Consider the following 25,728-nt stretch of genomic DNA (forward strand, 5'->3'; position numbering starts at 1 on the left):
TCGAGTGACGAAGGGGTGGCATTCTACTCAGGTTCGCTCATCGCTCGCGATGTGGTCGTCGGGCCGCGTGCGGCCGGTGGACGTATGAGCCACGGAAGTTGACAATGAATCAGGCCGTGGCCCCGTCGGCGGCCGTCATCGCCCTTTCCCGGACCTCCGGATCTCGCCGCAAGGACGCACGAGCATGAAGATCTTCATCAGCTGGTCGGGAGACGCGGCCCGGAAGTGCGCGGAGGCGCTCAAGAGGGAGCTTCCCCATATCAATCCGGAGATCGATCCCTGGGTCTCGTCGGTGGGCATCGGCAAAGGGGAAAGAGCCATGGAGGAGATCCTGGAATCACTCCGGGGCTCAAGATCCGGGATCGTCTGTCTCACGAGAGAGAACCAGCAGCGGCAATGGATCAATTTCGAGACGGGAGCCCTGTCCATGGCGGCTCCGTCCGAGCAGAGGGCGAGCGCACGCGTCCGCACCTTCCTCATCGACCTGCCGCCGAAGGAGATCTCCGGCCCCCTCAAGCTGTTTCAGGCGACGGACTCCGCCAGCCGGAAGGAGGTCTACTCCATGATCGAGTCCCTCAACGCCGAATGCGCGTACAGCCATGATCCGGACCAGCTGAGAACGGTGTTCGTACCCGTCTGGGAGAGGCTGCAGAAGGACCTGCGTGACATCAGGAGGAGGATGCCCCCGGCACAGGCGCGTGAGATGCCGGAGGTCCTCGACGAACTGGTCGGCCTCGTGCGCGAACAGAACCGGCGGATCGCCGCTCTGGAGGCGAAGCTGGGCGCTCCCGACGCCGCACCCGCACCTGTGGAGGCCGTCGGGCAAGGAGCCGGAATCGCGCCCCAGCGGCCCTCCGGCGAGGAGGACAGGACGGGCCACGTGATCGGGGGAGTCTCCGAGATCCTCGGCCGCACCCATGTGGTGCGGGCGGACGCGCACGCGGGGGAGATCTCCGTGATCTGTGACGGAGAGGGGTACAGGAAGGCCAAGGAGGAGGGGAACGGAGGGCTTCGACGGCTCGTGGACTGGTGCAGGATGCCCATCAAGGTCTCCCACGGCGAGGATTCCGTGGTGTTCGCCCCGTCCTCGTAGGACCGCGACCGTGTCCTTCTGTGCCGTCCCGCCCCTCTCCGCCGTCCCGCTCCCACCGTGCACCGGCGCCACCCGGCCGCCCCGACCCGAGGAGTTCACCTGACCTCGCTCATCGCCGCGATGATCACCGCCCTCACCGGCGTTCTGATCGCCGTGCTCGCCTATGTCCTGAACCAGCGCGGAGAGCTACGGCGCTCCAAGCGTCAAGCTCACCTCGACCGGATCAACGCGCAGCTCAGGGACCTGTACGGTCCTCTCCTGGTCCTCATCGAGGCGAACGAGCGGACATGGGACGCCTTTCGTGAACGGCACCTGACGTCGCGCGAGGAACGGCGACGGGCCGGAGGGCTCACCGAGGAACAGAACCTCCGCTGGCGCCGGTGGGTCCTCACCGTCCTCGTGCCGACGGCGCGGCAGATGCGTGACGTGGTCCTGGCCCACGGCGACCTGTTCATCGAGGACGAGATTCCCCAGGTGGTTCTCGACTTCTGCGCCCACGTCTCGTCGTACGAGGTCACGGTCGTCGAGTGGGAGGCCGGGGAGGACGGCGACGTCCTGGTGCGGCATCCGGGCGAGGGACTCGTGACGTACATCCGCGACGCGTACCGGAGCCTCAAGGCCGCCCAGGCCGAGGTGCTCAGGGCCCAGGAATGAGCGGCCGGCCGGGCAGCGGCACCCGGGGTGACGGCGCCTTCCACCGGGCCGTCGCCGAGAGACCCGTCTCACAATGTGGCACAGAAGTTTGACATTAGATGAGCTTATGGTCAATAAAGGTGATGCTTTGGCCACTTATTTACGTCCCGTTACTCGGTGATCGTGAGGGCTGGCCCCGCCTAGACGAATGAGTACTGCCGTGTCCCACTCCGCCCCCGACCGTGCATCCGCCGACCCTGCGGAGGAGTGGGACGCCTGGCGGGCCGAGCGCCACCGCGCGCTCACGTCCCCGACGGGCAACCTCGCCCTGGTCGAGACCCGCTGGGCTCCGGCGGGCGAGGTGCCGGACGCGGCGGACGCCGGTGCGGGCCTCCCGGAGACCGTGACCGTCACCACACTCCGGCGCACGGAGCTGGTCAGCGGCGACGTCGAGCACGGCCTGCGTCTCTGGGACGCCGACGCGCCCGCCATCCGGCATTTCGACCGGGTCGACGCCTTCCCCTACGACCCGGCGTGGGTCCTGGAAGCCTCGTACACGCCCGTCGCCGGCGCCCGGCGCATCGCCTTCGAGCACATCCGGGACAACGGCGGCAGCCGCGACCTGGTCGTCCCCGGCGACATCACGCTGACCGTCGACGGCCGCGCTTACACGCTGAGCGCCTTCGACGACGACGGGACCCTGCTGCTCGTCTTCGGCGACCCGACCAACGGCGACAGCACCTACGGGGCGGGACGCTTCCTCTTCGTGCGGCGCACGGACGACGAGAGCCGGGTCGTCCTCGACTTCAACCGGGCGTTCGTGCCGCCCTGCGGATTCTCCGATCAGTACAACTGTCCGATGCCGCCGCGGCAGAACCGCTTCCACCTGCCCGTCGAGGCCGGCGAGAAGCTCCCCCTCTTCCGCGACGGCTTCGACGCTCAGCACTGATCGTCCCCGCAGCTCCCCGCACCGAAAGAGCCCTCACCCATGAGCACCAAGAAGAACATCTCGTACGCCGTCGCCTCCGCCGCCGCTCTCGCCGTGACCCTCACCGCCTGCGGCGGATCCGGCGGGTCCAGCGCCTCGGGCGGTACCTGGGACAAGGACGCCGTCGTCAACATCGGCTCCCTCTACGAGCCGCAGAACCTCGACAACACCGCGGGCGGCGGCCAGGGCGTCACCGAGGCGCTCAACGGCAACGTCTACGAGGGCCTGTTCAGACTCTCGGACGACGGCGAGGTCGACAAGCTCCTCGCCCAGGACTACGAGACCAGCGCCGACGGCCTCACGTACACCTTCACCCTGCGCGACGGTGTGAAGTTCCACAGCGGCAAGGAACTCACCAGCCAGGACGTGAAGTACAGCCTGGAGAAGGTCACCGCCGATGACTCCCAGTCGGCCCGCAAGAGCAACCTCGACGTCGTCAAGGACATAGCCACCCCCGACGCGCGGACCGTGAAGATCACGCTGTCCAAGAAGTCGATCTCCTTCGTCTACAACCTCTCCTACGTCTGGATCATCAACTCCCAGGCGAAGAACCTGAAGACGACCGAGGACGGCACCGGTCCGTACACCCTGAACAAGTGGAGCCGCGGTTCCGCGCTGAGCCTGAACCGGTTCGCCGGCTACTGGGGCGACGCCGCGGCCAACAAGCAGGTCGTCTTCCACTACTACAAGGACGCCACGGCGCTGAACAACGCGCTGCTGACCAACGCCGTCGACGTCGTCACCAGTGAGCAGTCGCCCGACGCCCTGGAGCAGTTCAAGAGCAACGGCTCCTACAAGGTGAACGACGGCGACTCCACCACCAAGCTGCTGCTGGCGTTCAACGACAAGGCCAAGCCCTTCACCGACGTCAAGGTGCGCCGGGCCGTGTCCGCCGCCATCGACGACAAGAAGCTCCTGGAGTCCGTCTGGGGCGGCTACGGCAAGGAGATCGGGTCGATGGTCCCGCCCACCGACCCGTGGTACGAGGACCTCACCGACGTCGACGCCCACGACGTGACGAAGGCCAAGAAGCTGCTCGCCGAGGCCGGCTACGCCAAGGGCTTCAGCTTCACCCTCGACACCCCCAACTACGACCCGCACCCGACGGCCGCGACCTTCATCAAGTCCCAGCTCGCCGAGGTCGGCATCACCGTCAAGATCAACACGATCACCCCGGACGAGTGGTACACGAAGGTCTACAAGAACCACGACTTCACGGCCACGCTCCAGGAGCACGTCAACGACCGCGACCTCGTCTGGTACGGCAACCCAGACTTCTACTGGGGCTACGACAACCCGCAGGTCACCAAGTGGGTCGAGCAGGCCGAGGCAGCCTCCAGCACCGCCGAGCAGACCGAGCTCCTGAAGAAGGTCAACCGGCGGACCGCCGAGGACGCCGCCAGTGACTGGCTGTACCTCTACCCGCAGATCGTCGTCGCGAACGACAAGCTGTCCGGCTACCCGCTCAACGGCCTGAACTCGCAGTTCTTCGCCTACGACATCAAGAAGACGGGCTGATGGCGCGCTATCTGCTGCGGCGGCTCGCCTTCCTCGCCGTATCGCTGGCCCTGGCGAGCGTGGTGCTGTTCGTGCTGCTGCGGATGCTGCCCGGCGACCCGGCCAACGCGCTCACCGCGGTCGGCGCCAGTCCCGAGCAGATAGCCGCCGCCCGCCACTCCATCGGCTCCGACCGGCCGCTGCCCGAACAGTTCACCCACTGGCTCGGGCAGCTGGCGAGCGGCGACCTCGGCACCTCGTTCGTCAGCTCGCTGCCCGTGGGACCGGAGGTCGTCGCCCGGCTGGACGTCACCGTGCCGCTCACCCTGGCCGCGTTCGTCCTCGCCGTCCTGGTCGCCGTACCCGCCGGGTTCACCGCCGCCCACAAGCGGAACACCTGGTACGGCGCGCTGCTCAGCGGGGTGTCCCAACTGGGCATCGCGATCCCCGTGTTCTGGCTCGGCATGATCCTCATCGCGGTGTTCGCGCTGAACGCGGGCTGGCTGCCCTCCGGCGGTTTCCCGCAGGACGGCTGGGGCGACCCCGCCGAGGCGGTCCGCGCCCTCGTCCTGCCGGTCGTGACCATCGCCCTGGTGATGAGCGCGTCCCTGATCCGCTACGTCCGCTCCGCCACCCTCGACGTCCTCGGCAGCGACTACCTGCGCACCGCCCGCGCCCTCGGCTCGTCCTTCGGCAGCGCCATGTGGCGCCACGGCCTGCGCAACGCCTCCGTGCCGGTGATCTCCATCCTCGGCATCGAACTCGCCTCGACCCTGCTCGGCGCCGTCGTCGTGGAGTCGGTGTACGCGCTGCCCGGCCTCGGCTCCCTGCTCGCCACCGGCATCGCGCAGCACGACTACCCGGTCATCCAGGGCGTGCTGTTCGTCTCCACCCTCGCGGTGCTGATCATCGGATTCCTCGCCGACCTGGTCCAGCGGGTCATCGACCCGCGGCTGCGCGGCCGTCTCTCGGGAGGTGCCCGATGACCGGGACGGACCTGCTCACCCCCGCCGAGCTCCCCACCGAGCTCCCCGTGAAGCGGCGCCCCCGGCGCTCGGCCACCCTCGTCGTCGGCTGCGTACTCGCCGGTCTGATCGCCCTGCTGGCCCTCGTGTCGGTCTTCTGGCTGCCCTACGACGCGGACGACACCTCCGGCGGACGGCTCGACGGCCCCGGTGGCGGCCATCTGCTCGGTACCGACAAGCTCGGGCGCGACCTGTTCACGCAGGTGATGACCGGCTCCCGCATCGCCGTCGAGGCGGGGCTCGGGTCGGTGACCGTCGCCGCCCTCATCGGGGTGACGCTGGGCGTGCTCGCCGCGTTCGCGCAGGGCTGGCTCGACGACACGCTCTCCGCGTTCCTCGACATCCTCATCGCCTTCCCGACGCTGCTGCTGGCGATGCTCATCGTCGCCGCGCGGTCGGCGACCCTCGGCTCGGCGGTCCTGGCGATCGGCCTCGCGCAGAGCGCGGTCGTGGCGCGGCTGGTGCGCATCCTGGTCAAGCGGGTCCTCGCCCAGGAATACATCACCGCCGCCCGCACCTCCGGCACCTCCTGGCCGGGTACGGTCCTCTCCCACGTCCTGCCCAACATCTGGCCCACGCTGGTGGTCAACCTCGCCCTGCAGTTCGGCCTCGCCGTGCTCGCCGAGGCCGGGCTGTCCTACCTGGGACTCGGAGCGCCGCCGCCCAACGCCTCCTGGGGCCGCATGCTCCAGGAGGCCCAGGCCACCTTCACCACGGCACCGGCGGGTGCGCTCGCGCCCGGCATCCTGCTCGTCCTGCTCGTCATCGGCGTGAACCTCGTCGCCGACGGCCTGCGCGACACCCTCGACCCGGCCACCCGGCGGAGGCGCACGTGACTCTCCTCGACGTACGCGGACTCACCGTCCGTGCCCCCGACGGACGGACCCTGGTCGACGACCTGTCCTTCACGGTGGCCGGCGGCGAACGGCTCGGCCTCATCGGCGAATCCGGCTCCGGCAAGTCCCTGACGACGCTCGCGGTCCTCGGACTGCTGCCCGACGGCATGACCTCGGCCGGCAGCGTCGAACTGGCCGGCACGCAGACGGTCGGCGTCCCCGAGAAGCGGCTCACCGCCGTACGGGGGCGGGACGCGGCCGTCGTCTTCCAGGAGCCGCTGACCGCACTGGACCCGCTGATGCGGCTGGGCCGGCAGATCGCCGAGCCGCTCGCCCGCCGCACCGGCCTCAAGGGCAGGCACCTGCGCGGGGCCGTCCTCGACGCCCTCGAACAGGTACGGCTGCCCGAGCCCGGCCGTATCTCCCGCGCCTTCGCGCACGAGATCTCCGGCGGACAGCGCCAGCGCGTCGCCCTCGCCATGGCGCTGGCCTGCGAGCCCAAGCTGCTCATCGCCGACGAGCCCACCACCGCCCTGGACGTGTCCGTGCAGGCGGAGATGCTGGAGCTGATCGACGGCCTGGTCGAGGAACGGGAGATGGCCGTGCTGTTCGTCAGCCACGACCTCGCCGTCGTCTCCAGGGTCACCGACCGGGTGCTGGTGATGAAGGACGGCCGGGCCGTCGAGCAGGGCGCGGTCCACGACATCGTGCGCGCACCGCGCGAGGAGTACACCAGGGCCCTGGTCGCCAGCGCCCGGAAACTGGAGTCCGCCCTGGACCTGAGGAGCGCCCGATGACACCGGTGCTGGAACTGAAGGACGCCGCGGTGCGCTACCGGGGGACCGCGGCCGACGTGGTGCGGGACGTGTCCCTCGCCGTCGAGGCGGGTGAGAGCCTGGCGCTGGTCGGCGAGTCCGGTGCGGGCAAGACGACTCTGCTGCGCCTGCTGCTCGGCCTGGCCCGCCCCACGGCCGGAAGCGTACGTTTCGACGGGGCCGCTCTGAACCCCCGCGACCGGGAGCAGATGCGCCGCTTCCGGCGGAGCGTGCAGTGCGTCTTCCAGGACCCGTACTCCTCGCTCGATCCGAGCCGACGGGTGGGGGCGATCGTCGCGGAGCCGTTGCGCTCCCTCGGTCTCGCCACCCGCGCCACGGCGGCGCCGAAGGTGACCGAGGCGCTGGAGCGCGTCGGTCTCCAGGCGGACGCCGTCGACCGCTATCCGCACGAGTTCTCCGGAGGCCAGCGCCAGCGCATCGCCATCGCCCGTGCCACGGTCTGCGATCCACGTGTGCTGCTGGCCGACGAGCCGGTCAGCGCGCTGGACGTCACCACCCGGGTGAAGGTCGTCGATCTGCTGGCCGAGCTCAAGGAGGAGCGGGGGCTCACGATGGTCATGGTCTCCCACGACCTGTCGGTCGTGGCCTCCCTGTGCGAGCGCACCGCCGTGCTGGAGCGCGGCCGGGTCGTCGAGCAGGGAGTCACCTCCCAGGTGCTTGGTGAACCCGCGCACCCCTACACCCGCCGGCTGATCGAGAGCGTGCCCCGGCTGCCCGTCTGACCCCTCCGCACGGCCCGCACACACCACCGCGCCGCCGGGGACACGAGGTCCCACGGCGGCGCGGTGACGGTGTGTCAGGACTGCGGCGCGGCCGTCGTGAACGGCAGCACGAGCCGGGAGGGGTGCGCCGCGTCACGGTAGATCTTGTGGGTGACGGGCCGGCCCACCGGCAGGTGGAAGGCGTCCGGCGGCAGCAGCGCGTTGTGCTCGTCGGCCAGCGGCTCGTCGTTGGACAGTTCCACGACCAGCTTGTGCCCGGGCAGGAACGTCGCCGCGAACGGGTAGACGCGCAGGACGTACTCCTCGATCCTCCCCGGCTCGACCGGCACCGCGCGGGTGTGCGGGTGGTAGGGGTCGCCCTCCGTGGTGCGCTCCTCGTCGAGCTCGCGGTGCGACGCCTTGAGGTAGGCGGTCGTGATGAGCTGACGCTTGCCGGTCGGGGCCTCGTCCCACATGCGCAGGATGAAGTTGGTGTCCGGCTGGTCGATCTCCGCGAAGAGGTGCGCCGCGCCCTGGCCGATCATCTCGGTGGGCTCGGTGAACGGGGCGGTGCTCCAGCTGAGGATCTCCACCTTGTCGGTCACCGTCAGCGGCGCCTGGTAGAAGCCGTCGGGCGCGGCGTGCTCGGCGCCCATGAGCTCCGGCTCGAAGGAGAGCGTGCGGCGCGGACGCAGGTAGAGCGGCCTGTACTCCACGTCCTTCGGCGGCCACTGCGCGGCGGTCACGGTCTCGCGCGAGCCCTCGACGTGGACGGTGACGGCCGGCTCGTCCATGATCCCGTTGTCGATGCCCTTGAGCCAGTACTCGTACCAGCGGAACATCTTGTCGTGCTCCTCGATGAAGGGCCGCGACTGCATCGGAGGGTAGGGGCCGATGTCGAGCTTCTTCGGGCCCTTCAGCGCGTGGTAGGTCTCGATGGTGCCGTCCACCGTCCAGCCGCGGCCCTGGTCGATCTGGAGCCAGACGGGGATGTCGATGCCGGGCGCGAGCGTGATCGGGTTGCGCTCCTCGTACCACTCGCCGTCGACCTCGTTCATCACGATGTCGAACCAGGCCTCGTGGTTCTTCGGGTAGTTCAGGACGTGGAACAGGTTGGGCCAGGCGGCGACGTCCGGGTCCTGGAGGCGCTTCGCCACGCGCTCCTTGATCTCCTCGGGGGAGTAGGTCTCCAGCATGCGGGACTTGACGCCATCGGTGAACGCCCAGCCGGAGTCCCCACCGCGGCCCTCGCGGGCGGCGCGCGGCATGAACCACATGACGCCGCCGTGATAGGTGGTCTCGTAGAAGTCGAAGTGACCGCCGCTGACGAAGATCGCCTTGAGGCTCGGCGGACGCTCGGCGGCCGCCAGCACCTGCATCGAGCCGAAGTACGAGATGCCGATCATGCCGACGTTCCCGTCGCACCACGGCTGAGCCGCGACCCACTCGATGAAGTCGTGGGCGTCCTGGCCGAGCGGGACCCCACCGGCGTTGTAGTTGCCGATGTGCTCGCCCTCGGAGGCGCCGGAGCCGCGCAGGTCCCCGATGACGTGGACGTACTCCTCCTGGACGACGCGTGCGATGTCGCCGGCCTCGATGCAGCCGTCCCACATCGGGCTGGGGCGCCGCTGCGGCGGAGTGGTCAGCGCGAGCGCCTGCAGCTCCTTGCCGTACGGGCTGAGTGCCACGAGGGCCGGACGCGGCTTGTCGTCGACGCCGCTGTAGGTGTCGGCGGCGAGCACGACACCGTCGCGCATCGGCACGCGGAGATCCTTGCGGACGGCGATCTTCTGCCCGCCCGCCCGGATCGTCTGGAAGTCGGTCATGAGTGCTCCTGTGCTACGAGTTCTGCTGGTGCTGCGTGCGGTAGCCGTGCATCGAGGTGAAGAACGGCGACGGTTCGAGCGCGGGGTCGCCGGTGTAGCCGAGCTCCTCGGCCGCGGGGGCGAACGGGGAGTACGGCGACTCCGTCTCCCGCAGGCCGGACCGGAGGCAGCCGCAGGCGGCGGCACCGACACGGCTCTCGGCTTCGAGGCTCTGGGTGAGCGCCTCCTGGGCCTGCGCGGCATCGAGTTCGACGCCGTACGGGGTGCCGTCGGCGCGGCGGTACGGGTGCCCCAGGTACAGGTGCCGCGGACGGAGCTCGTCCCGCACGTACTCCAGGCCGGCACGGTAGGCCGCCGGGTCCGTGTAGCCGGGGAAGCCGTTGGCGGCCCCGTGGACCTGCACGGCGTCGCCGACGAACACCGAGCGCTGACCGTCGACGGCGTAGGCGACCGATCCGGGTGTGTGGCCGGGGATCGAGTGCACCGACACGGTGACGTCGCCGCCGAGTGAGAGGGTCTCGCCGCCCTTGACGAGCAGGGAGGGCTCCATCTCGCCGGAGATGACGGCCTGCGTGGCCGCCGTCACCTTCGCCTCGCCCTCGGGGTCGCCCAGGTAGCGGCCCCGTCCCGCGAGGTACTCGTCGACATGGGCCCGCCGTGAGCGGAGCATCGGCGCGTCGGCCTCGTGGATCACGACCTGGGCGCGGCGGCCGGTGAGCTCCCACAGGGCGTGAGCCCCGCCGAGGTGGTCGATGTGACCGTGGGTCAGCAGGATCCACCGCACGTCCTCGATGCGGCGGCCGATCGCCTCCAGCGCGGGGGCCATCCCCTCGGCGGGCGAGGAGGCGATCCCCGTGTCGACGACGGCCGGCTCGGGTGCGTCGATGAAGAAGCTGTAGAGACCGAACCGGCCCCACGGCGAGACCAGGGGGTGGACGTTGACTGCGTGCGTCATGGCTCTCTTTCCGAACTCGTGCGTGGGGCCGGCCGGGTCAGCGGCCGAGGAAGTCGCGTGTCTCCTCGAAGACCCGGTGGTACTCCGGGATCCAGGAGAAGTGCTGGACGAATCCGTGGCCCGCGCCCTCGTACCGGCTCACCGCGGCCTCGACCCCGGCTTCCCGGAGCCGCCGGCCGTAGAGCTCGCCCTCGTCGCGCAGCGGGTCGTGCTCACCGGTGACGACGAGAGCCGGCGGCAGCCCGGTGAGGTCCGTCCGCTTGACCGGTGAGACGAGCGGGTCCGCGGGGTCGGCGCCGCTGTCGAGGTAGAAGGCGTTGAAGGGCTTCAGGCCCGCCGTCTCCAGGCCGTAGCCCACGGCGTTCTCCCGCAGCGAGGCATAGCGGTCGACGTCGAAGTCCAGGTCGAGCGAGGGGTAGTAGAGGATCTGGTGCGTGATCCGGTGGAAGCCGTCGTCATGCGCCCTGGCCGCGACCGCGGCGACGAAGGTGCCGCCCGAGCTGTCGCCGGCGAGGGCGAGGGTCGTGCCGTCCCAGGCCAGGCCCGCGTCCGCCTCGGCGGCCCACCGTACGACGGCGTAGCAGTCGTCGAGACCGGCGGGGAAGGCTGCCTCGGGGGCCAGGCGGTAGCCGACGGAGACGACCTTGAGGCCGGTCTCCTCGGCCAGCGAGCGCGCGACGTGGTCGTGCGTCTCCAGGCTGCCGAGGAAGAAGGCGCCGCCGTGGAAGTAGACCAGTACGCCGTAGCTGTCGGCCTCGGCCGGGGTGTAGATCCGCACCGGTACCCCGCCCGACGCGGTCCGGGCCGTCACGTCCTCGACCGCGTGGAGCGAGCGGCGTTCATCGAGGGGAGCGACGTGGGCCTCGTCCCCGGCGCGCATGGCGACCGGGTCGAGCGGGCCCTCGGGCGGGGCCGGGAGGCCGGCGACGAACTTCGCGATCTCGGGATGCAGCGTCATGGCGTCACTTCCCCTGGGCGAGGGACGCGGGCTTCTGCCCGGGGAAGACCTCGGCGATCTCGTCCTCGGCCCAGCCCTGGCGCGAGATCGCCTGCAGCTTGTCGGTCACCGGCTTGCGGGTGGCCTGGAACAGGGCCAGCGCCTCCTTCACGGAGGCGGCCTCCCGCAGGGCGTCGGCGAGCGCGCCGGCGTCCTCGACCGCGGAGTTCGCACCCTGGCCCTGGTGGTGCAGCATCGAGTGCGCGGCGTCGCCCATCAGGACGACGGAGTCCGAGTGCCACGTGTCGATCGAGTCGATGTCGTAGACGGCGCGGATGTTCACGGTGTCCATGTCGAGGTCGCGCGTGATGTTCACCAGGCGCTCGTCGAAACCCTCCACCGTCGCGAGGAGTTCCTCCTTGCTGACCTCCGGTACCCAGGTGCCGTCCGGGCACAGGGCGGTGATGTCGAACGACACCTGGTTGCGGTGGCGCAGCGGCAGCAGATAGATCTTCGTTCCCCGGCCGATGTACATCCGGAGGTTGTCGTCGACAACCATCCCGTAGGCGTCGTCGGCGGAGATGACGACACGGTAGGCGTGCTCCCCGGAGAAGACCGGCTCCTTGTCGCTGAACAGCCGGCGGACCACGGACCTGATGCCGTCGGCGCCGATGACCAGGTCGGCCTCGACGGTCCTGCCGTCGGCGAAGGTCAGGACGGAGGTCTCGCCCTTGTCCTGGACGCTCTCCAGCTTGTGGCCGAGGTGCACCATGCCCTCGGGGAGCACGCCCAGGAGAGCGTCGATGAAGTCCCCGCGATGGATGAGATGGGTGTGGGTCTGGTCTCCGGCGACCGGCCACTCCTCCTTCATGATCCGGTCACAGGTGGGCGTGAGGATCTCGAAGGCCTCGCTCGGGGAGCTCACTTCAGCGATCGCGTCGAAGATCCCCCACTCGCGGAACCTGTTCATGGTGGAGGGCCGCAGACCGATGCCGGCGCCGGCCTCACGGATCTGGGTCGCCTGCTCGTAGACGGCGACGTCCGCACCGAGCAGGCTCAGGGCCTTGGCCGCCGACGCGCCGCCGTACCCTGCTCCGACGATGGCGATCTTCAGGTTCTTGAGGTCTGAGAGTTGCATGGTGGTTCTCTCTACTTCTGGATGGTGAGGAAGCCGGCGGGGTTGTCGACGAAGATCTTCTTGATGGCGGCCTCGTCCAGACCGGCGTCGCGGAGGTCCGGGATGAGGTCCTCGAAGATGTAGTTGACGGTGTGCCCCTTCACGCCCGGCCAGCCCAGCGGGGAGCAGTTGGCGTCGGCGGAGGCGAGGACCTGGTGCAGCCGGCCGTCGCCGATGAAGCGGAGGAAGTGGTCCAGCCGCTCCTGGCGGGGGCGGGCCCAGAACGGGGGGTCCGGCAGTTCGGTCTCGTAGCCGAAGGTGTCGAAGCCGATGCGGCCGCCCTGCTCCGCGATCCAGACGTCGCGCGTCTTGTCGGCGTTCACGCCGTCGTCGACGTGCCCGAACAGGACGCGGTCCAGGGGGAGCCCCTCCTCGGCGAAGATCGCGATCGCGTTCTCGGCGTCGATCGCGAGGTGCGTCAGGATCGGTACGCCGGTGCTCAGCGAGGCGCGCGCCGCGGCACGGTAGATGCGCTTGTCCAGGTTCGTCATGCGGCCGCCGCGGCTCACCCCGACCTTGATGACACCGGCGAGGCTTCCGGTGCCGCCGATGCCGACGGTGATCTCGTGGACGAACTGCCGGGCGAGGTAGTCCACATCGGCCCGGGCGAAGTGCGGCAGCGCGGTGTCGCCGCCGACGAAGCCGGTGCAGGCGACGATGTGGACGCCGGTCTTCGCGGACAGCGACTTGTAGTAGTCGACGTCGCGGCCGTTGCAGATCCCGGTCGCGTCCACGAAGGTCCCGCCGCCGTACTCGTGGAACGTCCGCAGCTTCGGGACGGTCTCCTCGTACCGCTGTTCGGGCGTCTTCCACCACTGCGTGTCCAGCTCGGAGCCGGGCATGCCGTAGCCGATGTGCTCGTGGATGGCCACGATCCCCAGCTCCTCGGCCGGGACCGGTCCCAGGACGGTGTTCACTCTCGACACAACACTCACCTTTGAGTAAGAGACTTGACGGTCGTTCGTGCCGGGCGCGTTCAGCGCACCGACAGCAGGTCGCGCGGGTTGTCCACGAGAATCCGCCGGGTGTCCTCGTCGCTGAGACCCCTCGCCTTCAGGAGCGGGACGAAGGAGGTCAGGACGTAGCTGTACGGCAGGTCGTTGCCGGTGTGGCCCTTCGCCACCCCGGTCGCGTTGCCGGAGAGCAGGATCCGGTCGCCGAAGCCGCACTGCACGAGGTCGGCGACCAGGGCGGCCCGCTCGTCATCGGTGAGGTGCGCCTCGTCCTCCGCACCGACGTGGTCGAGTGCGACGTAGGCACCGCGGCGGGCGATCTCGAGCGGCGCGCCGGCCGCGACGGCGTCCTTGCGGTCGAGCCCGCCGACGACGACGCGGTCGGCCGGCAGCTTCTCGTCCAGGACGACGTCGAGGTCGTGGACGGCGTCGCTCCCGTAGCGGATGGAGACCGCCACACCGGTGCTCAGGGCGGTCCGGGCCGCACCGCGGAACAGGCTCTCGTCGGTCGCGGTCATGCCGTCGCGGGTCGCGACGGTGGCCACCAGGCCGGCGGGGCCGCGCCGCTCCACACGGGGGACGACCATGCCCTCGGTGACCTCCTCGGTGAAGAGGGCGGCGAACTTCTCGGCCGGCCACGGTGTCGGCGGGTTGGTCTGGGGCGTGAGGAAGTAGCCGCCGAGCAGCTCCTCGGGGCCCTGTCCCGTCGAGGCGACGATGTGCACGCCGGTCGTGCGGGAGAGGGACTCGTACAGCCGGACGTCCCGGCCGTGGAACATCCCGGTGCTGTCGACGATCGTGCCGCCGCCGTGGGCGCGGAAGTCCTTCAGCTTCTCGGCGAGTGCCTCGAAGATTTCCGCCCGGTCGATGGTGATGTCGAAGGCGTGCTCCGCGCCGGGGACCACCGACAGCAGGGCCTCGTGGACCGAGACGACGCCAAGCTCTTCAGCGGGGAGTGGGCCCAGGACGGTGTTCACGGTTTTCACGGTGTTGCTGTTGACGCTCATGCCTGCCCTCACGTGTCCGGGTGGGGTGCGCAGCGCAGCACCCTGTGGCTCCCGTCACCGTAGCCATTCGGTTTACACGGCGTCAATGAAATGAACACCAAGAAAAAATATTGGACGTAGCGTGGATCGGGTCTCCTGAACCGGTCGCCCCGAGGGGTCGGAGCCGGCCGTGTCACCGCTGCGAGCAGGTGACATGCACCTCATGCATGCCAATCGATGACAATCATTCATTTGCTGGATGTGAGGGCGGCCACTTCACTGATGGCATGACCACTCCACCTACCTCCGGCATCGACCTGTTCGCCGACGAGGTCGTGCTCGACCCGTATCCCGTCTACGCCGAACTGCGGGAACAGGGCTCCGTCGTCCACCTCGAGAAGAACGATGTCCACGTGCTGACGCGGTACGACGCCATCCGCGGCGCACTCGCGGACTGGGAGTCGTTCTCCTCGGCCTCGATCGGATTCAACCCGACGGTCAACGAGGCCCTCACCGGCACCTCGCTCGCATCCGATCCGCCGGTGCACACCCAGTTGCGCGCCACACTCACGGAGAACCTCTCGCCGCGTGCGCTGCGTGGCATGAAGGGGCGGATCGAGGCGAAGGCGGACGCTCTCGTCGCGGAGCTCGTCGAGCAGCGCTCCTTCGAGGCGATCGACGCGCTCGCGCGTGCCTTCCCGCTGGAGGTCGTCGCGGATCTGATCGGCTTCACCGGCCACGTCCGCGACAACATGCTGCGCTGGGGACAGGCCGCCATGCAGGTCATCGGCCCGATGAACCAGCGCACGGCCGAGAGCTTCCCGATCGCCGGTGAGCTCTACGGCTGGTGCTCGCAGGTCAGCGCCACCGACCTGGCCGAAGGGTCCGTGGGGCGCGGCATCTTCGAGGCCGAGGCGCGCGGCACCGTTCCGGCGGGCACGGCAGGCCACATCATCCACCAGTACCTCGGCGCGGGCGTCGACACCACCGTGGCGGCGATCGGCAACATCGTCGCGCTCTTCGGGACGCACCCCGACCAGCTCGATCTGGTCCGGGAGGACCGGTCGTTGGTGCCGGCGGCCTTCAACGAGGTGCTGCGCTTCTGGGCCCCGGTCCACGCCTGGGGCCGGCGTGCCACCAAGGACGTCGAGATCGACGGGACCGTCATCCCCGCAGGCGCGCAGATCGCGATCCTGTTCGGCGCGGGCAACCGCGACCCCCGGCACTACGAGAACCCGGACACCTTCCTCGTCGGGCGCAATCCGGTCGACCACCTCTCGTTCGGTTACGGCCCGCACGGCTGCGCGGGCCAGGGGCTCGCCCGCCTGGAGGCCCACGCCGTGATCGAGGCGCTCTCCCGGCGCGTGAAACGCCTCGTCGTAGGACCCGAGGTCCGTGTCCCCGGCAACATCACCCGGAGCATCGAGGAGCTCCCCGTCCTGGAGGTGGTTCCCGCATGAAGATCGTCCTTGACCGGCCCCGCTGCGAGGGCCACGGCCTGTGCGAGGAGGCCGCCCCGGAGCTCATGCACCTCGACGACGAGGGTGAACTCGTGCTCGACCGCGAGCAGGTCGACGAAGCCGACGCGGCCCCGGCCAACGCCGCTGTCCGCGTGTGTCCGGTCGCGGCGCTGAGGCTCGTATGAGCGGCGGCACGGTGGACCGCGTCGTCGTGGTCGGTAACGGGATCGCCGGGCTCACCGCCGCCGACACCCTCCGCGAGGAGGGCTTCGACGGGGAGCTGACCATCGTCGGCGACGAACCGCACCCCGCGTACAGCCGCCCGGCCCTGTCGAAGGCGCTCCTGCTCGACGGCGACGGCGACGGCGGCAAAGGCAGCGGCAAAGGCGGCGAAGGCGCCCGCGAGGGCGAAGGCGCAGGCACGGCCGCGCACGAGCTGCCGCCGGCCGGCCACGGGGCGACGGAACTCCTGGGCGTACGGGCGACCGGGCTCAGCCTCGACCGCCGGCTCGTCACCCTCGACGACGGCACGGCCCTGCCGTACGACCGTCTCGTCCTCGCCACGGGCTCCCGGGCGCGACGGCTGTCCGACCTTCCGGAGGAGCTCACCCTGCGTGGACTCGACGACGCGCTGGCTCTGCGGAGCCGGCTGGCTGCCCGGCCGTCGGTCGTCGTGGTCGGCGGAGGCCCGCTCGGCATGGAGATCGCGTCGGGGTGCCTGGCCGCCGGCTGCCGGGTCACCCTCGTCTCCCAAGGGATGCCGCTGACCGCCCAGCTCGGTCCGTACCTCGCCGGCGTCTTCGTCGAGGCCGCGCTGGACCAGGGGCTCACCGTCGTCGAGACCGGTTCGGCCCGGATCGAGCGGCGTGGGGGAAGCGCCCGGGTCGTCCTCGACGACGGGGCTGTCCTCGACGCGGAGCTGTTCGTGACCGCCGTCGGCGACATCGCCAACACGGAGTGGCTCGCCGGCACGGGGCTCACCGCGAAGGGCGCCGTCCCGGTCGACTCGCGCGGGCTCGTCCGCCCCGACGTCGCGGCCGTCGGAGACCTCGCGGCCTTCCCCACCCCCTACGGTCTGCGCCGAGTCCCTTTCTGGAGCAGCGCGATCGAGCAGGCGAAGGCCGCCGCACGGGCGCTGGTCCGCGGCGACGACGCACCGCCGCTCCGGTTCCAGCCGTACTTCTGGACCGAGCAGTTCGGCCTGAGCCTCAAGGCGGTGGGCTACCTGCCGCTGGAAGGGGAGCCGGATCACGTCGACGGAGGGCCCGGCGGGGGACCGGCGCTGATGCACTGGCCGGACGGTGACGGCGGCGGTGTGGCAGCGGCGCTCAACTACCGCATCCCGATACCCCGGCTGCGGCGCATGACCCGGCCGGCACCGTAGGGTCTGCGCCATGGGCGACGACGGAACGGGCACCACGGGTTCGGGGCTGGACCGGCTGGCATCGGTCAACCTCAACCTGTTGGTGCCCCTTCTCGCGCTCCTCGAGGAGCGTTCGGTGACCAGGGCGGCGGAGCGGGTCGGTCTGTCGCAGCCGGCGATGAGCCACGCCCTCACGAGGATGCGACGTCTGCTCGGGGACGAACTCGTCGTCCGGCAAGGGGCGGGCGTCACGCTGACCCCGCGTGCGCTGGAGCTGATCGCGCCGCTGCGCGGTGCCTTGCAGCAGACGGCGCACATCGTGAACTTCCCCCGGTTCGACCCCGCCACGGACCGGCGCGTCATCACGGTCGCCATGACGAACAGCACGGCGTTCGTCGTCGGCCCCCGGCTGAAGCGGCTCGTCGCCGAGCGCGCGCCCCACGCCACGCTGCGGGTGCGCACGATCACGGTGCCGACCGAGGCCACCTTCACCGACAACGGCGTCGACGTCGTGCTGATCTCCGAGGGGCACTTCTCGCCGTACCCGCGCGAGCGGATGTACAACGACCGCTGCGTGGTGGTGGCCTCGCCGGACACCCCGCCGGAAGCGAGCGCGCTGGAACTCCTGACCACACAGCCGCACATCGTCGTCGACACCGACCGGCGCGTCTTCCCCTACGCGATGCTCGAGGACGAGGGGGTCGACTACCGCGTCGGCATGCTGATCTCCGACTTCCTGCTGGTGCCCTTCCTGGTCGCACGCGCGGGCGGCGTCGCGCTCCTCCGTCACCAGGTGGCCGTCACCATGCGGACGCTCGCCGACCTGCGGATCGAGGAGTTCCCGTTCCCGCTCCCCGGGCTGGGGATCGACATGGTCTGGAACCCCCGGCTGGCCGATCAGCACTTCACCGCATGGTTCCGGGCGCTGCTGGCCGACGCCGCACCGGACCTCTGACAGCACCTGCGTACGCTGCGCCGCACCGCCCCGCGCGCTCCGCCCCGCGCGGTCAGGTCAGCAGCCCCACCCAGCTGGCGCCGAGCTCTTCGAGCATCTGCTCATGCGTGAGCTTCCAGTCGGCGCGGTGCCAGTTCTGGGCGACGAAGTCGAGCTGGGCCATCGCGAGAACGCCCCGGAAGTGGCGCTGATGAGGCTCGAAGCGCCCCGCTGTCTCCAGGCCGTCCTCGATGTCGCCGACCGCCTCCTCCATCCACTGCTCGACCAGGTCGGTGAGCTCGGGCTCGATCACCGCGGCATCGCGGCCGAGCCGGATGATCGGCCGGATGGCCGGCCAGCTGTCGGTGGTCCGCCGCAGCCACGCCATGATCGCCTCCGGCGTCCCGTCGGCGACGGTTGCCACGAGGTCCTGAGCCGTGGAGCCGTGCTCGGGAGAACGGACGCGCTGGAGCGCCTCGTTGAGCTGCTCGTCGATGAGCGCCTTCATCAGCTCGCTGCGGGAGGAGAAGTACGCGTAGAAGGTCACCCGCGTGGTGCCCGCCGCGGTCGCGATGTCGTCGACGGTGGTGGCGGCGTACCCCTTCACCTTGAAGAGCTCGAGTCCTGACTCCAGCAGCAGCCGCCGTGTCATCTGCTTCTGCGCCTCACGAAGGTTTGCCATGGCCGCATCATACGTGCCGCTGCAAGTCGAGCGTACATACCGGCTTCACGCAGTGCTGTGCGTATGAATTCTTTACGCGCCGTAAAGCTGGCCCGTGCCGGTACGCCGCCTTCGACTGCCCGACAGAGTGGTCAGTTGGTTTACGTCGATGAAACTCGCCTTAGATTGCGAACAGAGCATTGACGCACCGTAAAGCGAGTGCCATTGTCCTGGACATCACGCCCGACTCGCGTCGTGCCCTCTCCCCACCGCGCACGCAGAGCCGAGGCCTTCCACGCCTTCGAGGCTCCCGTTCCGGGACGCCGATCTTTCCCAGCCAGGGAGAACAGCAATGACGCTCAACAACGGGACGACGACGTCCCCTGGCCCAACCGCGGGGGCTGCCCGGGCACCGGGCTACGCGGGAACACTGGCTGCCGCCTGCTGCGCGGTCTTCGTGGCCCAGGTCGCCAACGCGCTGCCGGCCTCGCTCCTCGGGCTCTTCCAGGAGGACCTGAACACCCACGGGTCCCAGCTCACCTGGATCACCGCCGCGTTCATGATCGCCGTGGTCTGCTTCGAGTTCACCTTCGGTGTCCTCGGTGACCTCTTCGGACGGCGAAGGCTCGTCGCCGCCGGTACGGCCCTGGTCGCCGTGGGCAGCACCACGGCCGCGCTCGCCCCCACCGTCCAGGTGCTGTGGATCGGCGCCGCGCTCAACGGACTGGGCGCCGGCGCCATGTTCCCCGGCTCGCTCACCGCGATCACCGCCGTCACCCGCAGCATGCGGGAACGGGCACACGCGGTGGCGCTCTGGAGCGGCTTCCTCTCCGCCGGCGCAGCCGTCTCACCGCTGCTCGGCGGTATGTTCGCCAAGGTCGGGTCCTGGCGCGGTTCCTTCTGGGTGCTCGTCGGACTCGCTCTGGTCAGCATGGTGCTCACCCTCACGCTGGCCCAGGAGTCGAGGGCGCCCGAGGGCCGCAGGTTCGACGTACCCGGTCAGATCACCTTCGCCATCGGTCTCGTCCTGGTGCTGTACGGCGCCGTCGAGGGGCCCGAGTCGGGCTGGACCACCCTTCCCGTCATGTTCTCCTTCGCCTTCGGCGCGTGCTTCCTCGCCGCGTTCATCGTGGTGGAACTGGGCGCCGAATCACCGATCTTCGACCTGAAGCTGTTCCGCAACCGGGCCTTCACCGTCTCGTCCGTCGTCGCGGTCATCGGCATGCTCGCCTTCCTCGGCGCCTGCTTCGCGATGAGCATGTGGATGGGCCCGGTGCAGCACCAGGACCCGATGCGCGTCGCGATCCTGTTCCTGCTCCTCCAGGGACCCGCCTTCGTGCTCATCCCGGTCGTCTCGCGGCTCCTCCACCGGGTCGCCGCGACCTGGCTGCTGACCACCGGATTCGCGCTGATGGCCATCGGCTGCCTGCTGTTCACCCGGCTGGACGTCACGGATCCGGGGCTCGGCCCGTTCGTTGCGCCCGCCCTGCTGATCGGCATCGGTTTCGCCCTGACCATCAGCTCGGTGACGGCCGTGGCGCTCAACAGCGTGCCCCCGAGCCTGGCCGGTATGGCCAGTGCCACCACCAACATGCTGCGTGACCTCGGGTTCGCCCTCGGCCCCGTCGTCGTCGGCGCGGTCGCCCTCAGCAACGCGGGGTCGGCGTTCGCGGGCAACCTGTCCGGGGCCGACCTGCCGGCCGCCCAGGTGGCGGCGGCGGGCGAGATCGCCGCCGCCGGTGGGCCCATCGCGGTGAACAGCCTGCCGGCCGGCGCCCCGGGCTCCGCGGCGCACGGTCTGGCCCTGGACGCCCTGGGCAGCGGTTTCAGCACCGCCTTCCTGGTCTGCGGTGTGGCGGCGGCCGTCGCCGCGGTCCTGACCGCCGTCGGCATGATTGGGGTCCGCACCCACCGTTCCGCCGAGGACGAGGCATCCGCCCTGCGGTCCCCCGGAAGCGACGGCAGGCAGGAACCGGCCCCCACCACCGTGTAGCCGCTATCCGGTGGGGTGTGACGGCGGCCCGCGCGACCCTGACGGGGGCGTGGGCCGCCGTCCTGTCGAGGGCGCGGGGTGACTCCGGAGGGGCGTGGGCTGTGAGTCGGCCCATAGGCCGCAGATCACATACGACGCGGGGTAGTAGGGGGCGGCGTCCGCGCCCGCGGTCTCCGCGCGCATGAGACGCCCTCCCGGCCCGTTCTACGTAGAGGCCTAGTAGCACGGGTCGTTGCCGCCGTCCTGCGGTGCCGCTAACCATGGGACGAGTCCCGGGAAGCCGTTTGCCGGCCCCGCGACGTCCCTGACAGCAGCGCGAGGAGAGTGTTCTATCCGTACGTCCGCCCAGTCCCTGGCCCCCGCCGCCCGCACCGCCCGGATCCGCAGGTTCTCGGTTTCCGGACTGTGCGCAGCCGGAGCCGCAGCAGCGGCTCTGACCCTCGTCCCGTCCCCCGCACATGCCTCGGCACCGGCCTCGCCGGGTACGAGCGCGTCGGCGAAGGGCTCGGCAGCCGCGGTCGCCGCACAGGCGGAGACCCTCGCCGGGAAGGCCGAGAAGGCGCCCGCCACCACGGACAAGCTGGACACCTGGATCCGTAAGTCCCTCAAGATCATGGAGGACAAGGGGATACCGGGCACCTACGAGGGCCTGCACCGCAACATCATGCGCGAGTCCGGCGGAGACCCCGAAGCGTCCAACGGCTGGGACGTCAACGCCCAGAACGGCACGCCCTCCAAGGGCCTGCTCCAGGTGATCCAGCCGACCTTCGACGCCTACCACGTCCCGGGCACCGCGAAGGACCTGACCGACCCGGTCGCCAACATCACCGCGGCCGCCAACTACGCGGCCGACAAGTACGGCTCCATCGACAACGTCGACTCCGCCTACTGAGCACCGAGGGCACACGGCACGGCCACGCCCCACCGGGGGCGTGGCCGTGCCGTTCCCGTGCCCGGAGGTGCCCCCGCGACGGGCCGGAGTCCCTCCCCACTACGCTCGTGGACGTGAACGAGATGCGACCCGTACCCCCTTTGAACAGCGACATCTTCGCCGGCGTGCTGCGTCGCACCCGCCTGGCCGCCATCGTCCGGGGACCGGACCCCGATGCAGCCCTGCGTACCGTCCTGACCCTCGCGGAAGAGGGCGTGGCCCTCGTCGAGGTCTCCCTCAACACCACCGACGCCCTCGGCGTCATACGCCGTGCCGCCGCCGAGACGGGGTCCGGAACCGTCATCGGCGCGGGCACCGTGCTGACCGAGGACGACGTCGCCCGGGCCCAGGAGGCCGGTGCCGGCTGGATCGTCACCCCCGCACTCACCGAATCCCTGGCCGCGTCGGTCCGGGCCGGGCTGCCGGTCCTGGCGGGCGCCCTCACCCCCACCGAGGCCGTCGCCGCGCGACGCGCGGGAGCCGACGCAGTCAAGCTGTTCCCCGCCTCGCTCGGCGGCCCCGCCTACCTCAAGGCCCTGCGCGACCCCTTCCCGGACATGCCGTTCGTGCCCGTCGGCGGCGTGGACCTCGCCGGGGCGGAGCAGTACCTCGCCCACGGCGCGGTCGCGGTCGGCGTCGGCTCACCGCTGGTGGGTGACGCCGCACACGGCGGCGACCTGGCCGCACTGCGCGAACGCGCCCGCCGCTTCGTCGCGCTCTGCGCCCGGGACGAGCAGGGGGAGGCGTGATCGCCGCCGGGCGCGTATCCGCGCCCGCCGACGTGCTGACGTTCGGTGAGACCATGCTCGCCGCCCAACTGCCCGGCACCCTCGCGGTCGGTGCCCAGGCCCGGACCACCGTCGCCGGCGCGGAGTCGAACGTCGCCATCGGTCTGGCCCGCCTGGGCCACCGCGCCGTGTGGGCCGGCCTCGTCGGCGACGACGAGCCCGGCCGGCTCGTCCTGCGCACGCTCCGCGGGGAAGGCGTCGACATCACCCGCGCCGCCACCCACGCCACGGCGCCGACCGGCGCGATGCTCCGCGAGCGGCGCGTCGCGGACATCGCCCGGGTCCACTACTGGCGCAGCCACTCCGCTGCCTCGCTGCTCACCCCCGCCGACCTCGCGCCCGCCCTCGGCGACGGCGCCCGGGTCCTCCATCTGACCGGCATCACCTGCGCCCTCGGTCCGGGCCCGCTGGAGGCGGTGCGCGCAGCCGCCGCCCACGCCCAGGCGCAGGGCTGGACCGTCGCCCTGGACGTCAACCACCGGCAGCGGCTGTGGACGGCCGAGGAAGCGGGCAGGGCGCTCCGGCCCCTGCTGCCGCACATCACGGTCCTGATCGCCTCGGACGACGAACTCCCCGTCGTCACCGACGCGTTCAGCGAGACACCCGACGGGGAGGAACGAGCCGTCGACGCGCTGCTTGACACCGGTGTACGGGAGGTGGTCGTCAAGCGCGGGGGAGAGGGCGCCGCGTTCCGCGACCGGCAGGGCGCCAGGCACTCCCTGCCCGCACTTCGGGTACCCGTACGGGACACGGTGGGGGCGGGCGACGCCTTCTGCGCCGGATATCTCTCCGGCCTGCTCGACGGGCTCCCGCCGGCCGGGCGCCTCGCCCGCGCGAACACCCTCGGCGCGTTCGCCGTCGCTTCGGACGGAGACTGGGAGGGGCTGCCGCGCCGCGACGAACTCGGCCTGCTCGACGCGGCACCGGGCACCGTGATCCGCTGATCCCCGGCGGCTCCCCGAGGCCGCGCGCACCGTCCGTGCCGCGCTCAGGCACGGACCGCGGACGTCACCAGGGTGACTGGCCGGCCGGATCGCCGTCCGGGCCGTCGAACAGCGAGATCTGCACCCGCACGCGCTTGCCCACGGGCTCGCGGCGCACCTCGAAGCTCTGGCAGACCGCCAGAACGATCTCCAGGCCGTGCTGCCCCGCGCGTGCGGGATCGCCGTGCAGGGCGCTGCCGTGCAATGCGCTGGGGAGCACGGAGCCCGAGTCCCACATCGTGATGTCCAGCATGCTGCCGTGCACCTCGAGATCCAGCAGGCACGGGCCCGGCGCGTACTTGCAGACGTTCGTGGCCAGCTCGCTCACGACCAGCTGCGCGACCTCCAGCACCCGCGTGGGAACGTCCACACCTCGCAGCGCCCGTGCGTCGGACAGGAAGTCGCGCACGAACCGACGGGCCCGGGAGATCTCCCCCGAACCCATGTCGTACGCGGCGCTACCGGCCATGACGGCCTTGCCCGCCTCCGGCCCGTCCTGTTCGGTCGTGCACCTCGTCACCAGCTGTTCCATCCCGCATCCCCCGTCCGTCAGCTGCACCTCGCAGCTCATCCACCGCCCGCCTACCCCCCGTCACACATTTCAGGCCCGGCGGGACGAGGACAACCGGCCGGGTTCAGCCCGCTGAGCCGCCCGGTCGGTCGGTGAGGCCCAGCGCGCCCGCCGCCTGGATCGCCAGCCACACCTCGGCCAGGGCGCCCGTCGACGTCAGATCGCGGTGCGAGAGGGCGCCGAAGCGGCGCAGCCGGTAGGCGAGGGTGTTCGGGTGGATGTGGAGCGCCGCCGCGGCCGTCTCCGTACGGCGGTCGCGCTCCATCCAGGTACGGGCGGAGACCAGCAGGTGCGAGTCGTGGGCCTCGTCGTACCGCAGGACCTCGCCGAGCACGTGCTCGACCAGGGCGGTCAGGACAGCGGGGTCCTCGGGCAGCCAGCGGCCCGTCGCGTCGTCGCCGTACCGGACGACCGGGCGGCCCGACTCCACCGCCTTCGAGACCGCCCAGAGCGCCTCGCGCTCGGCGACCTTCAGCGCGACGCCCGGTGCGAAGGGGCGGCTCATCCCCGCTGCCACGGCCGGCAGCTCGCCGACGGCCTCCGCAAGGTCCGGCGCTCCCAGGACATAGCGGTCCTCGCCCCAGGTGAGCAGCAGATGCGGGTGGCCCTCCAGGCAGTGCAGCAGTGCCTCGTCCGTGGTCCGGCGGACCACCAGCAGCACGGCGTCCCCCTCGATCGCGTGCCGGGCGAGCCGGCGGCGCGCCGCCTCCGGGTCGAGCACCTCCTGCAGCAGCTCGGCCAGGGTCTCCGCGCCCTCGCGGCGCAGCACCTCGCGCTCGTTGCGCACCATCGCCAGCCGCAGCGCCGCCACCGTGGCGATGTGCTGGACCACCGCGAGCCCCGCGGGCTGGGCACCCTGACGCTCGTACGCCACGAGGAAGCCGGCCGGTCCGCCGGGCGCGGGCACCGGCAGGACGAAGCCGCCGGGCACCGTGGGAGGGGCGTCGACGGACGCGGGCAGCACACCCGGGTCCGGGGTCGGAACGCCCGGCAGCAGCGGGCGGCCCTGCGGTGTGCAGAGGTAGACGTCGTAGCCCGACAGCGCTTCGAGGCGGCGCAGGAGCGCGGGGGTGTCGATGTCCTCGGCGACCAGCCAGCGCAAGGAGCCGAAGACCTGGAGCTGCGCGCCCAGCCGGTACCGCGCGTCCTCCTGGACCGAGGCGGCGACCTCCTGGGCGACGGCGATGAAGGGGACGGCGAGCGGGACTTCGAGGACCGGGAAGCCCCGCTCCTCGGCCGCCTCGAAGAACGCGTCGTGCAGGGGCGGCATGTGCAGCTGCGCCGAGAGCGCGAGAGCGGACACGCCCGCGTCGTCGAGCCGCTCCAGATAGGCGCGCTGCCCGGCCGCGCCCCGGGGGACCGCCAGACCCGCCGTCATGATCACCTCGGCACCCAGCAGCCAGGGCGTCGGATCGGCGAGCTCGCTGGCGTGCGCCCACGACACGGACCGGCCCAGGCCGCCGCTGCCGGCCGTCACCGAGAGCTGGAGCGCCGGGAAGGTGAGCAGATCCTCGACGGTGAGTTTGTTGCGGGCCACAGTCGGGAGCCTACATCTTTGTGCTGAACACAGTTGTCGCTGATCATCCACGGGCCACACACTG

The 25,728-nt window shown here is 70.8% G+C and carries 25 protein-coding genes; 16 read left to right on the forward strand and 9 right to left on the reverse strand.

The genetic code is table 11. The annotated features are described in order from the left end of the window. Positions 1–184: 184 nt before the first annotated feature. From ACIRD8_RS04185 to ACIRD8_RS04220, 8 genes are all read left to right on the forward strand, one after another. Positions 185–1,093, forward strand: coding sequence for a hypothetical protein (locus ACIRD8_RS04185; RefSeq protein ID WP_403985786.1), 909 nt, complete (start codon positions 185–187; stop codon positions 1,091–1,093). A 57-nt stretch (positions 1,094–1,150) separates the two neighbouring features. Then, on the forward strand, positions 1,151–1,747 hold the full coding sequence (locus ACIRD8_RS04190) for a hypothetical protein (RefSeq protein WP_403985788.1): 597 nt from the start codon (positions 1,151–1,153) through the stop codon (positions 1,745–1,747). A 187-nt stretch (positions 1,748–1,934) separates the two neighbouring features. Then, positions 1,935–2,675 carry a DUF1684 domain-containing protein gene (locus tag ACIRD8_RS04195; protein ID WP_403985790.1) on the forward strand — a complete coding sequence of 247 codons (741 nt, stop codon included), beginning with the start codon at positions 1,935–1,937 and terminating at the stop codon, positions 2,673–2,675. A 39-nt stretch (positions 2,676–2,714) separates the two neighbouring features. Further along, positions 2,715–4,232: an ABC transporter substrate-binding protein gene (locus ACIRD8_RS04200; RefSeq protein WP_403985792.1), complete on the forward strand. Its 1,518-nt coding sequence runs from the start codon at positions 2,715–2,717 to the stop codon at positions 4,230–4,232. Then, on the forward strand, positions 4,232–5,197 hold the full coding sequence (locus ACIRD8_RS04205; RefSeq protein ID WP_403985794.1) for an ABC transporter permease: 966 nt from the start codon (positions 4,232–4,234) through the stop codon (positions 5,195–5,197). The genes ACIRD8_RS04200 and ACIRD8_RS04205 overlap by 1 nt, the downstream gene beginning before the upstream one ends. Continuing rightward, positions 5,194–6,072: an ABC transporter permease gene (locus ACIRD8_RS04210; RefSeq protein ID WP_403985796.1), complete on the forward strand. Its 879-nt coding sequence runs from the start codon at positions 5,194–5,196 to the stop codon at positions 6,070–6,072. The genes ACIRD8_RS04205 and ACIRD8_RS04210 overlap by 4 nt, the downstream gene beginning before the upstream one ends. Then, the gene (locus ACIRD8_RS04215) at positions 6,069–6,869 is read left to right on the forward strand and encodes an ATP-binding cassette domain-containing protein (protein WP_403985798.1); all 801 of its coding nucleotides are present in this window, start codon (positions 6,069–6,071) and stop codon (positions 6,867–6,869) included. Before ACIRD8_RS04210 ends, ACIRD8_RS04215 begins: the two co-directional genes overlap by 4 nt. Next, the gene (locus tag ACIRD8_RS04220; RefSeq protein WP_403985800.1) at positions 6,866–7,630 is read left to right on the forward strand and encodes an ABC transporter ATP-binding protein; all 765 of its coding nucleotides are present in this window, start codon (positions 6,866–6,868) and stop codon (positions 7,628–7,630) included. Before ACIRD8_RS04215 ends, ACIRD8_RS04220 begins: the two co-directional genes overlap by 4 nt. 74 nt (positions 7,631–7,704) lie before the next feature. On the opposite strand, the gene ACIRD8_RS04225 is transcribed toward ACIRD8_RS04220, so the two are convergent. The 6 genes from ACIRD8_RS04225 to ACIRD8_RS04250 are packed head-to-tail and all read right to left on the reverse strand — an operon-like array spanning position 7,705 to position 14,464. Beyond that, entirely contained in the window at positions 7,705–9,435 is a 1,731-nt protein-coding gene (locus ACIRD8_RS04225) for a CocE/NonD family hydrolase (RefSeq protein WP_403985802.1), read from the reverse strand. Positions 9,436–9,448: 13 nt separating this feature from the next. Beyond that, positions 9,449–10,390, reverse strand: coding sequence for an MBL fold metallo-hydrolase (locus ACIRD8_RS04230; RefSeq protein ID WP_403985804.1), 942 nt, complete (start codon positions 10,388–10,390; stop codon positions 9,449–9,451). A gap of 37 nt (positions 10,391–10,427) precedes the next feature. After that, entirely contained in the window at positions 10,428–11,348 is a 921-nt protein-coding gene (locus ACIRD8_RS04235) for an alpha/beta hydrolase (protein WP_403985806.1), read from the reverse strand. 4 nt (positions 11,349–11,352) lie between these two features. Continuing rightward, positions 11,353–12,465, reverse strand: coding sequence for an FAD-dependent oxidoreductase (locus ACIRD8_RS04240; RefSeq protein WP_403985808.1), 1,113 nt, complete (start codon positions 12,463–12,465; stop codon positions 11,353–11,355). A gap of 11 nt (positions 12,466–12,476) precedes the next feature. Continuing rightward, positions 12,477–13,430 (reverse strand): phosphotriesterase, encoded by a 954-nt coding sequence (locus ACIRD8_RS04245; RefSeq protein WP_403985810.1) that lies wholly within the window; start codon positions 13,428–13,430, stop codon positions 12,477–12,479. A 50-nt stretch (positions 13,431–13,480) separates the two neighbouring features. Then, entirely contained in the window at positions 13,481–14,464 is a 984-nt protein-coding gene (locus tag ACIRD8_RS04250) for a phosphotriesterase (protein WP_403985812.1), read from the reverse strand. Between the two features lie 266 nt (positions 14,465–14,730). On the opposite strand from ACIRD8_RS04250, the gene ACIRD8_RS04255 reads away from it, so the two are divergent. The 4 genes from ACIRD8_RS04255 to ACIRD8_RS04270 are packed head-to-tail and all read left to right on the forward strand — an operon-like array spanning position 14,731 to position 18,221. Further along, positions 14,731–15,903, forward strand: coding sequence for a cytochrome P450 (locus ACIRD8_RS04255; RefSeq protein WP_403985814.1), 1,173 nt, complete (start codon positions 14,731–14,733; stop codon positions 15,901–15,903). Beyond that, a complete protein-coding gene (locus tag ACIRD8_RS04260; protein WP_403985816.1) occupies positions 15,900–16,088 on the forward strand; it encodes a ferredoxin in 189 nt (62 codons plus the stop codon). Before ACIRD8_RS04255 ends, ACIRD8_RS04260 begins: the two co-directional genes overlap by 4 nt. After that, on the forward strand, positions 16,085–17,287 hold the full coding sequence (locus tag ACIRD8_RS04265) for an NAD(P)/FAD-dependent oxidoreductase (RefSeq protein WP_403985818.1): 1,203 nt from the start codon (positions 16,085–16,087) through the stop codon (positions 17,285–17,287). The genes ACIRD8_RS04260 and ACIRD8_RS04265 overlap by 4 nt, the downstream gene beginning before the upstream one ends. A gap of 10 nt (positions 17,288–17,297) precedes the next feature. Continuing rightward, positions 17,298–18,221, forward strand: a complete 924-nt coding sequence (locus tag ACIRD8_RS04270) for a LysR family transcriptional regulator (RefSeq protein WP_403985820.1) — start codon at positions 17,298–17,300, stop codon at positions 18,219–18,221. 52 nt (positions 18,222–18,273) lie between these two features. Here ACIRD8_RS04270 and ACIRD8_RS04275 read toward each other — a convergent pair whose 3' ends face one another. After that, complete coding sequence (locus ACIRD8_RS04275; RefSeq protein ID WP_403985822.1) at positions 18,274–18,882, reverse strand: TetR/AcrR family transcriptional regulator; 609 nt, start codon at positions 18,880–18,882, stop codon at positions 18,274–18,276. A gap of 331 nt (positions 18,883–19,213) precedes the next feature. Between ACIRD8_RS04275 and ACIRD8_RS04280 the strand changes: the two genes are divergently transcribed. The 4 genes from ACIRD8_RS04280 (at position 19,214) to ACIRD8_RS04295 (ending at position 23,517) form a co-directional block, all read left to right on the forward strand. Then, entirely contained in the window at positions 19,214–20,854 is a 1,641-nt protein-coding gene (locus tag ACIRD8_RS04280) for an MFS transporter (protein ID WP_403985824.1), read from the forward strand. A 331-nt stretch (positions 20,855–21,185) separates the two neighbouring features. Further along, a complete protein-coding gene (locus tag ACIRD8_RS04285; protein WP_403987240.1) occupies positions 21,186–21,746 on the forward strand; it encodes a transglycosylase SLT domain-containing protein in 561 nt (186 codons plus the stop codon). 122 nt (positions 21,747–21,868) lie between these two features. Further along, positions 21,869–22,534 (forward strand): bifunctional 4-hydroxy-2-oxoglutarate aldolase/2-dehydro-3-deoxy-phosphogluconate aldolase, encoded by a 666-nt coding sequence (locus tag ACIRD8_RS04290; RefSeq protein ID WP_403987243.1) that lies wholly within the window; start codon positions 21,869–21,871, stop codon positions 22,532–22,534. Further along, positions 22,534–23,517 (forward strand): sugar kinase, encoded by a 984-nt coding sequence (locus ACIRD8_RS04295; RefSeq protein WP_403987246.1) that lies wholly within the window; start codon positions 22,534–22,536, stop codon positions 23,515–23,517. Before ACIRD8_RS04290 ends, ACIRD8_RS04295 begins: the two co-directional genes overlap by 1 nt. 64 nt (positions 23,518–23,581) lie before the next feature. Here the strand turns inward: ACIRD8_RS04295 and ACIRD8_RS04300 are convergent, their stop codons facing one another. Further along, complete coding sequence (locus tag ACIRD8_RS04300; protein ID WP_403985826.1) at positions 23,582–24,088, reverse strand: ATP-binding protein; 507 nt, start codon at positions 24,086–24,088, stop codon at positions 23,582–23,584. Between the two features lie 103 nt (positions 24,089–24,191). Next, positions 24,192–25,664: a PucR family transcriptional regulator gene (locus tag ACIRD8_RS04305; protein WP_403985828.1), complete on the reverse strand. Its 1,473-nt coding sequence runs from the start codon at positions 25,662–25,664 to the stop codon at positions 24,192–24,194. Positions 25,665–25,728 lie beyond the last annotated feature (64 nt).

This window comes from Streptomyces sp. NPDC102451 (assembly GCF_044765485.1).
GTDB lineage: Bacteria > Actinomycetota > Actinomycetes > Streptomycetales > Streptomycetaceae > Streptomyces.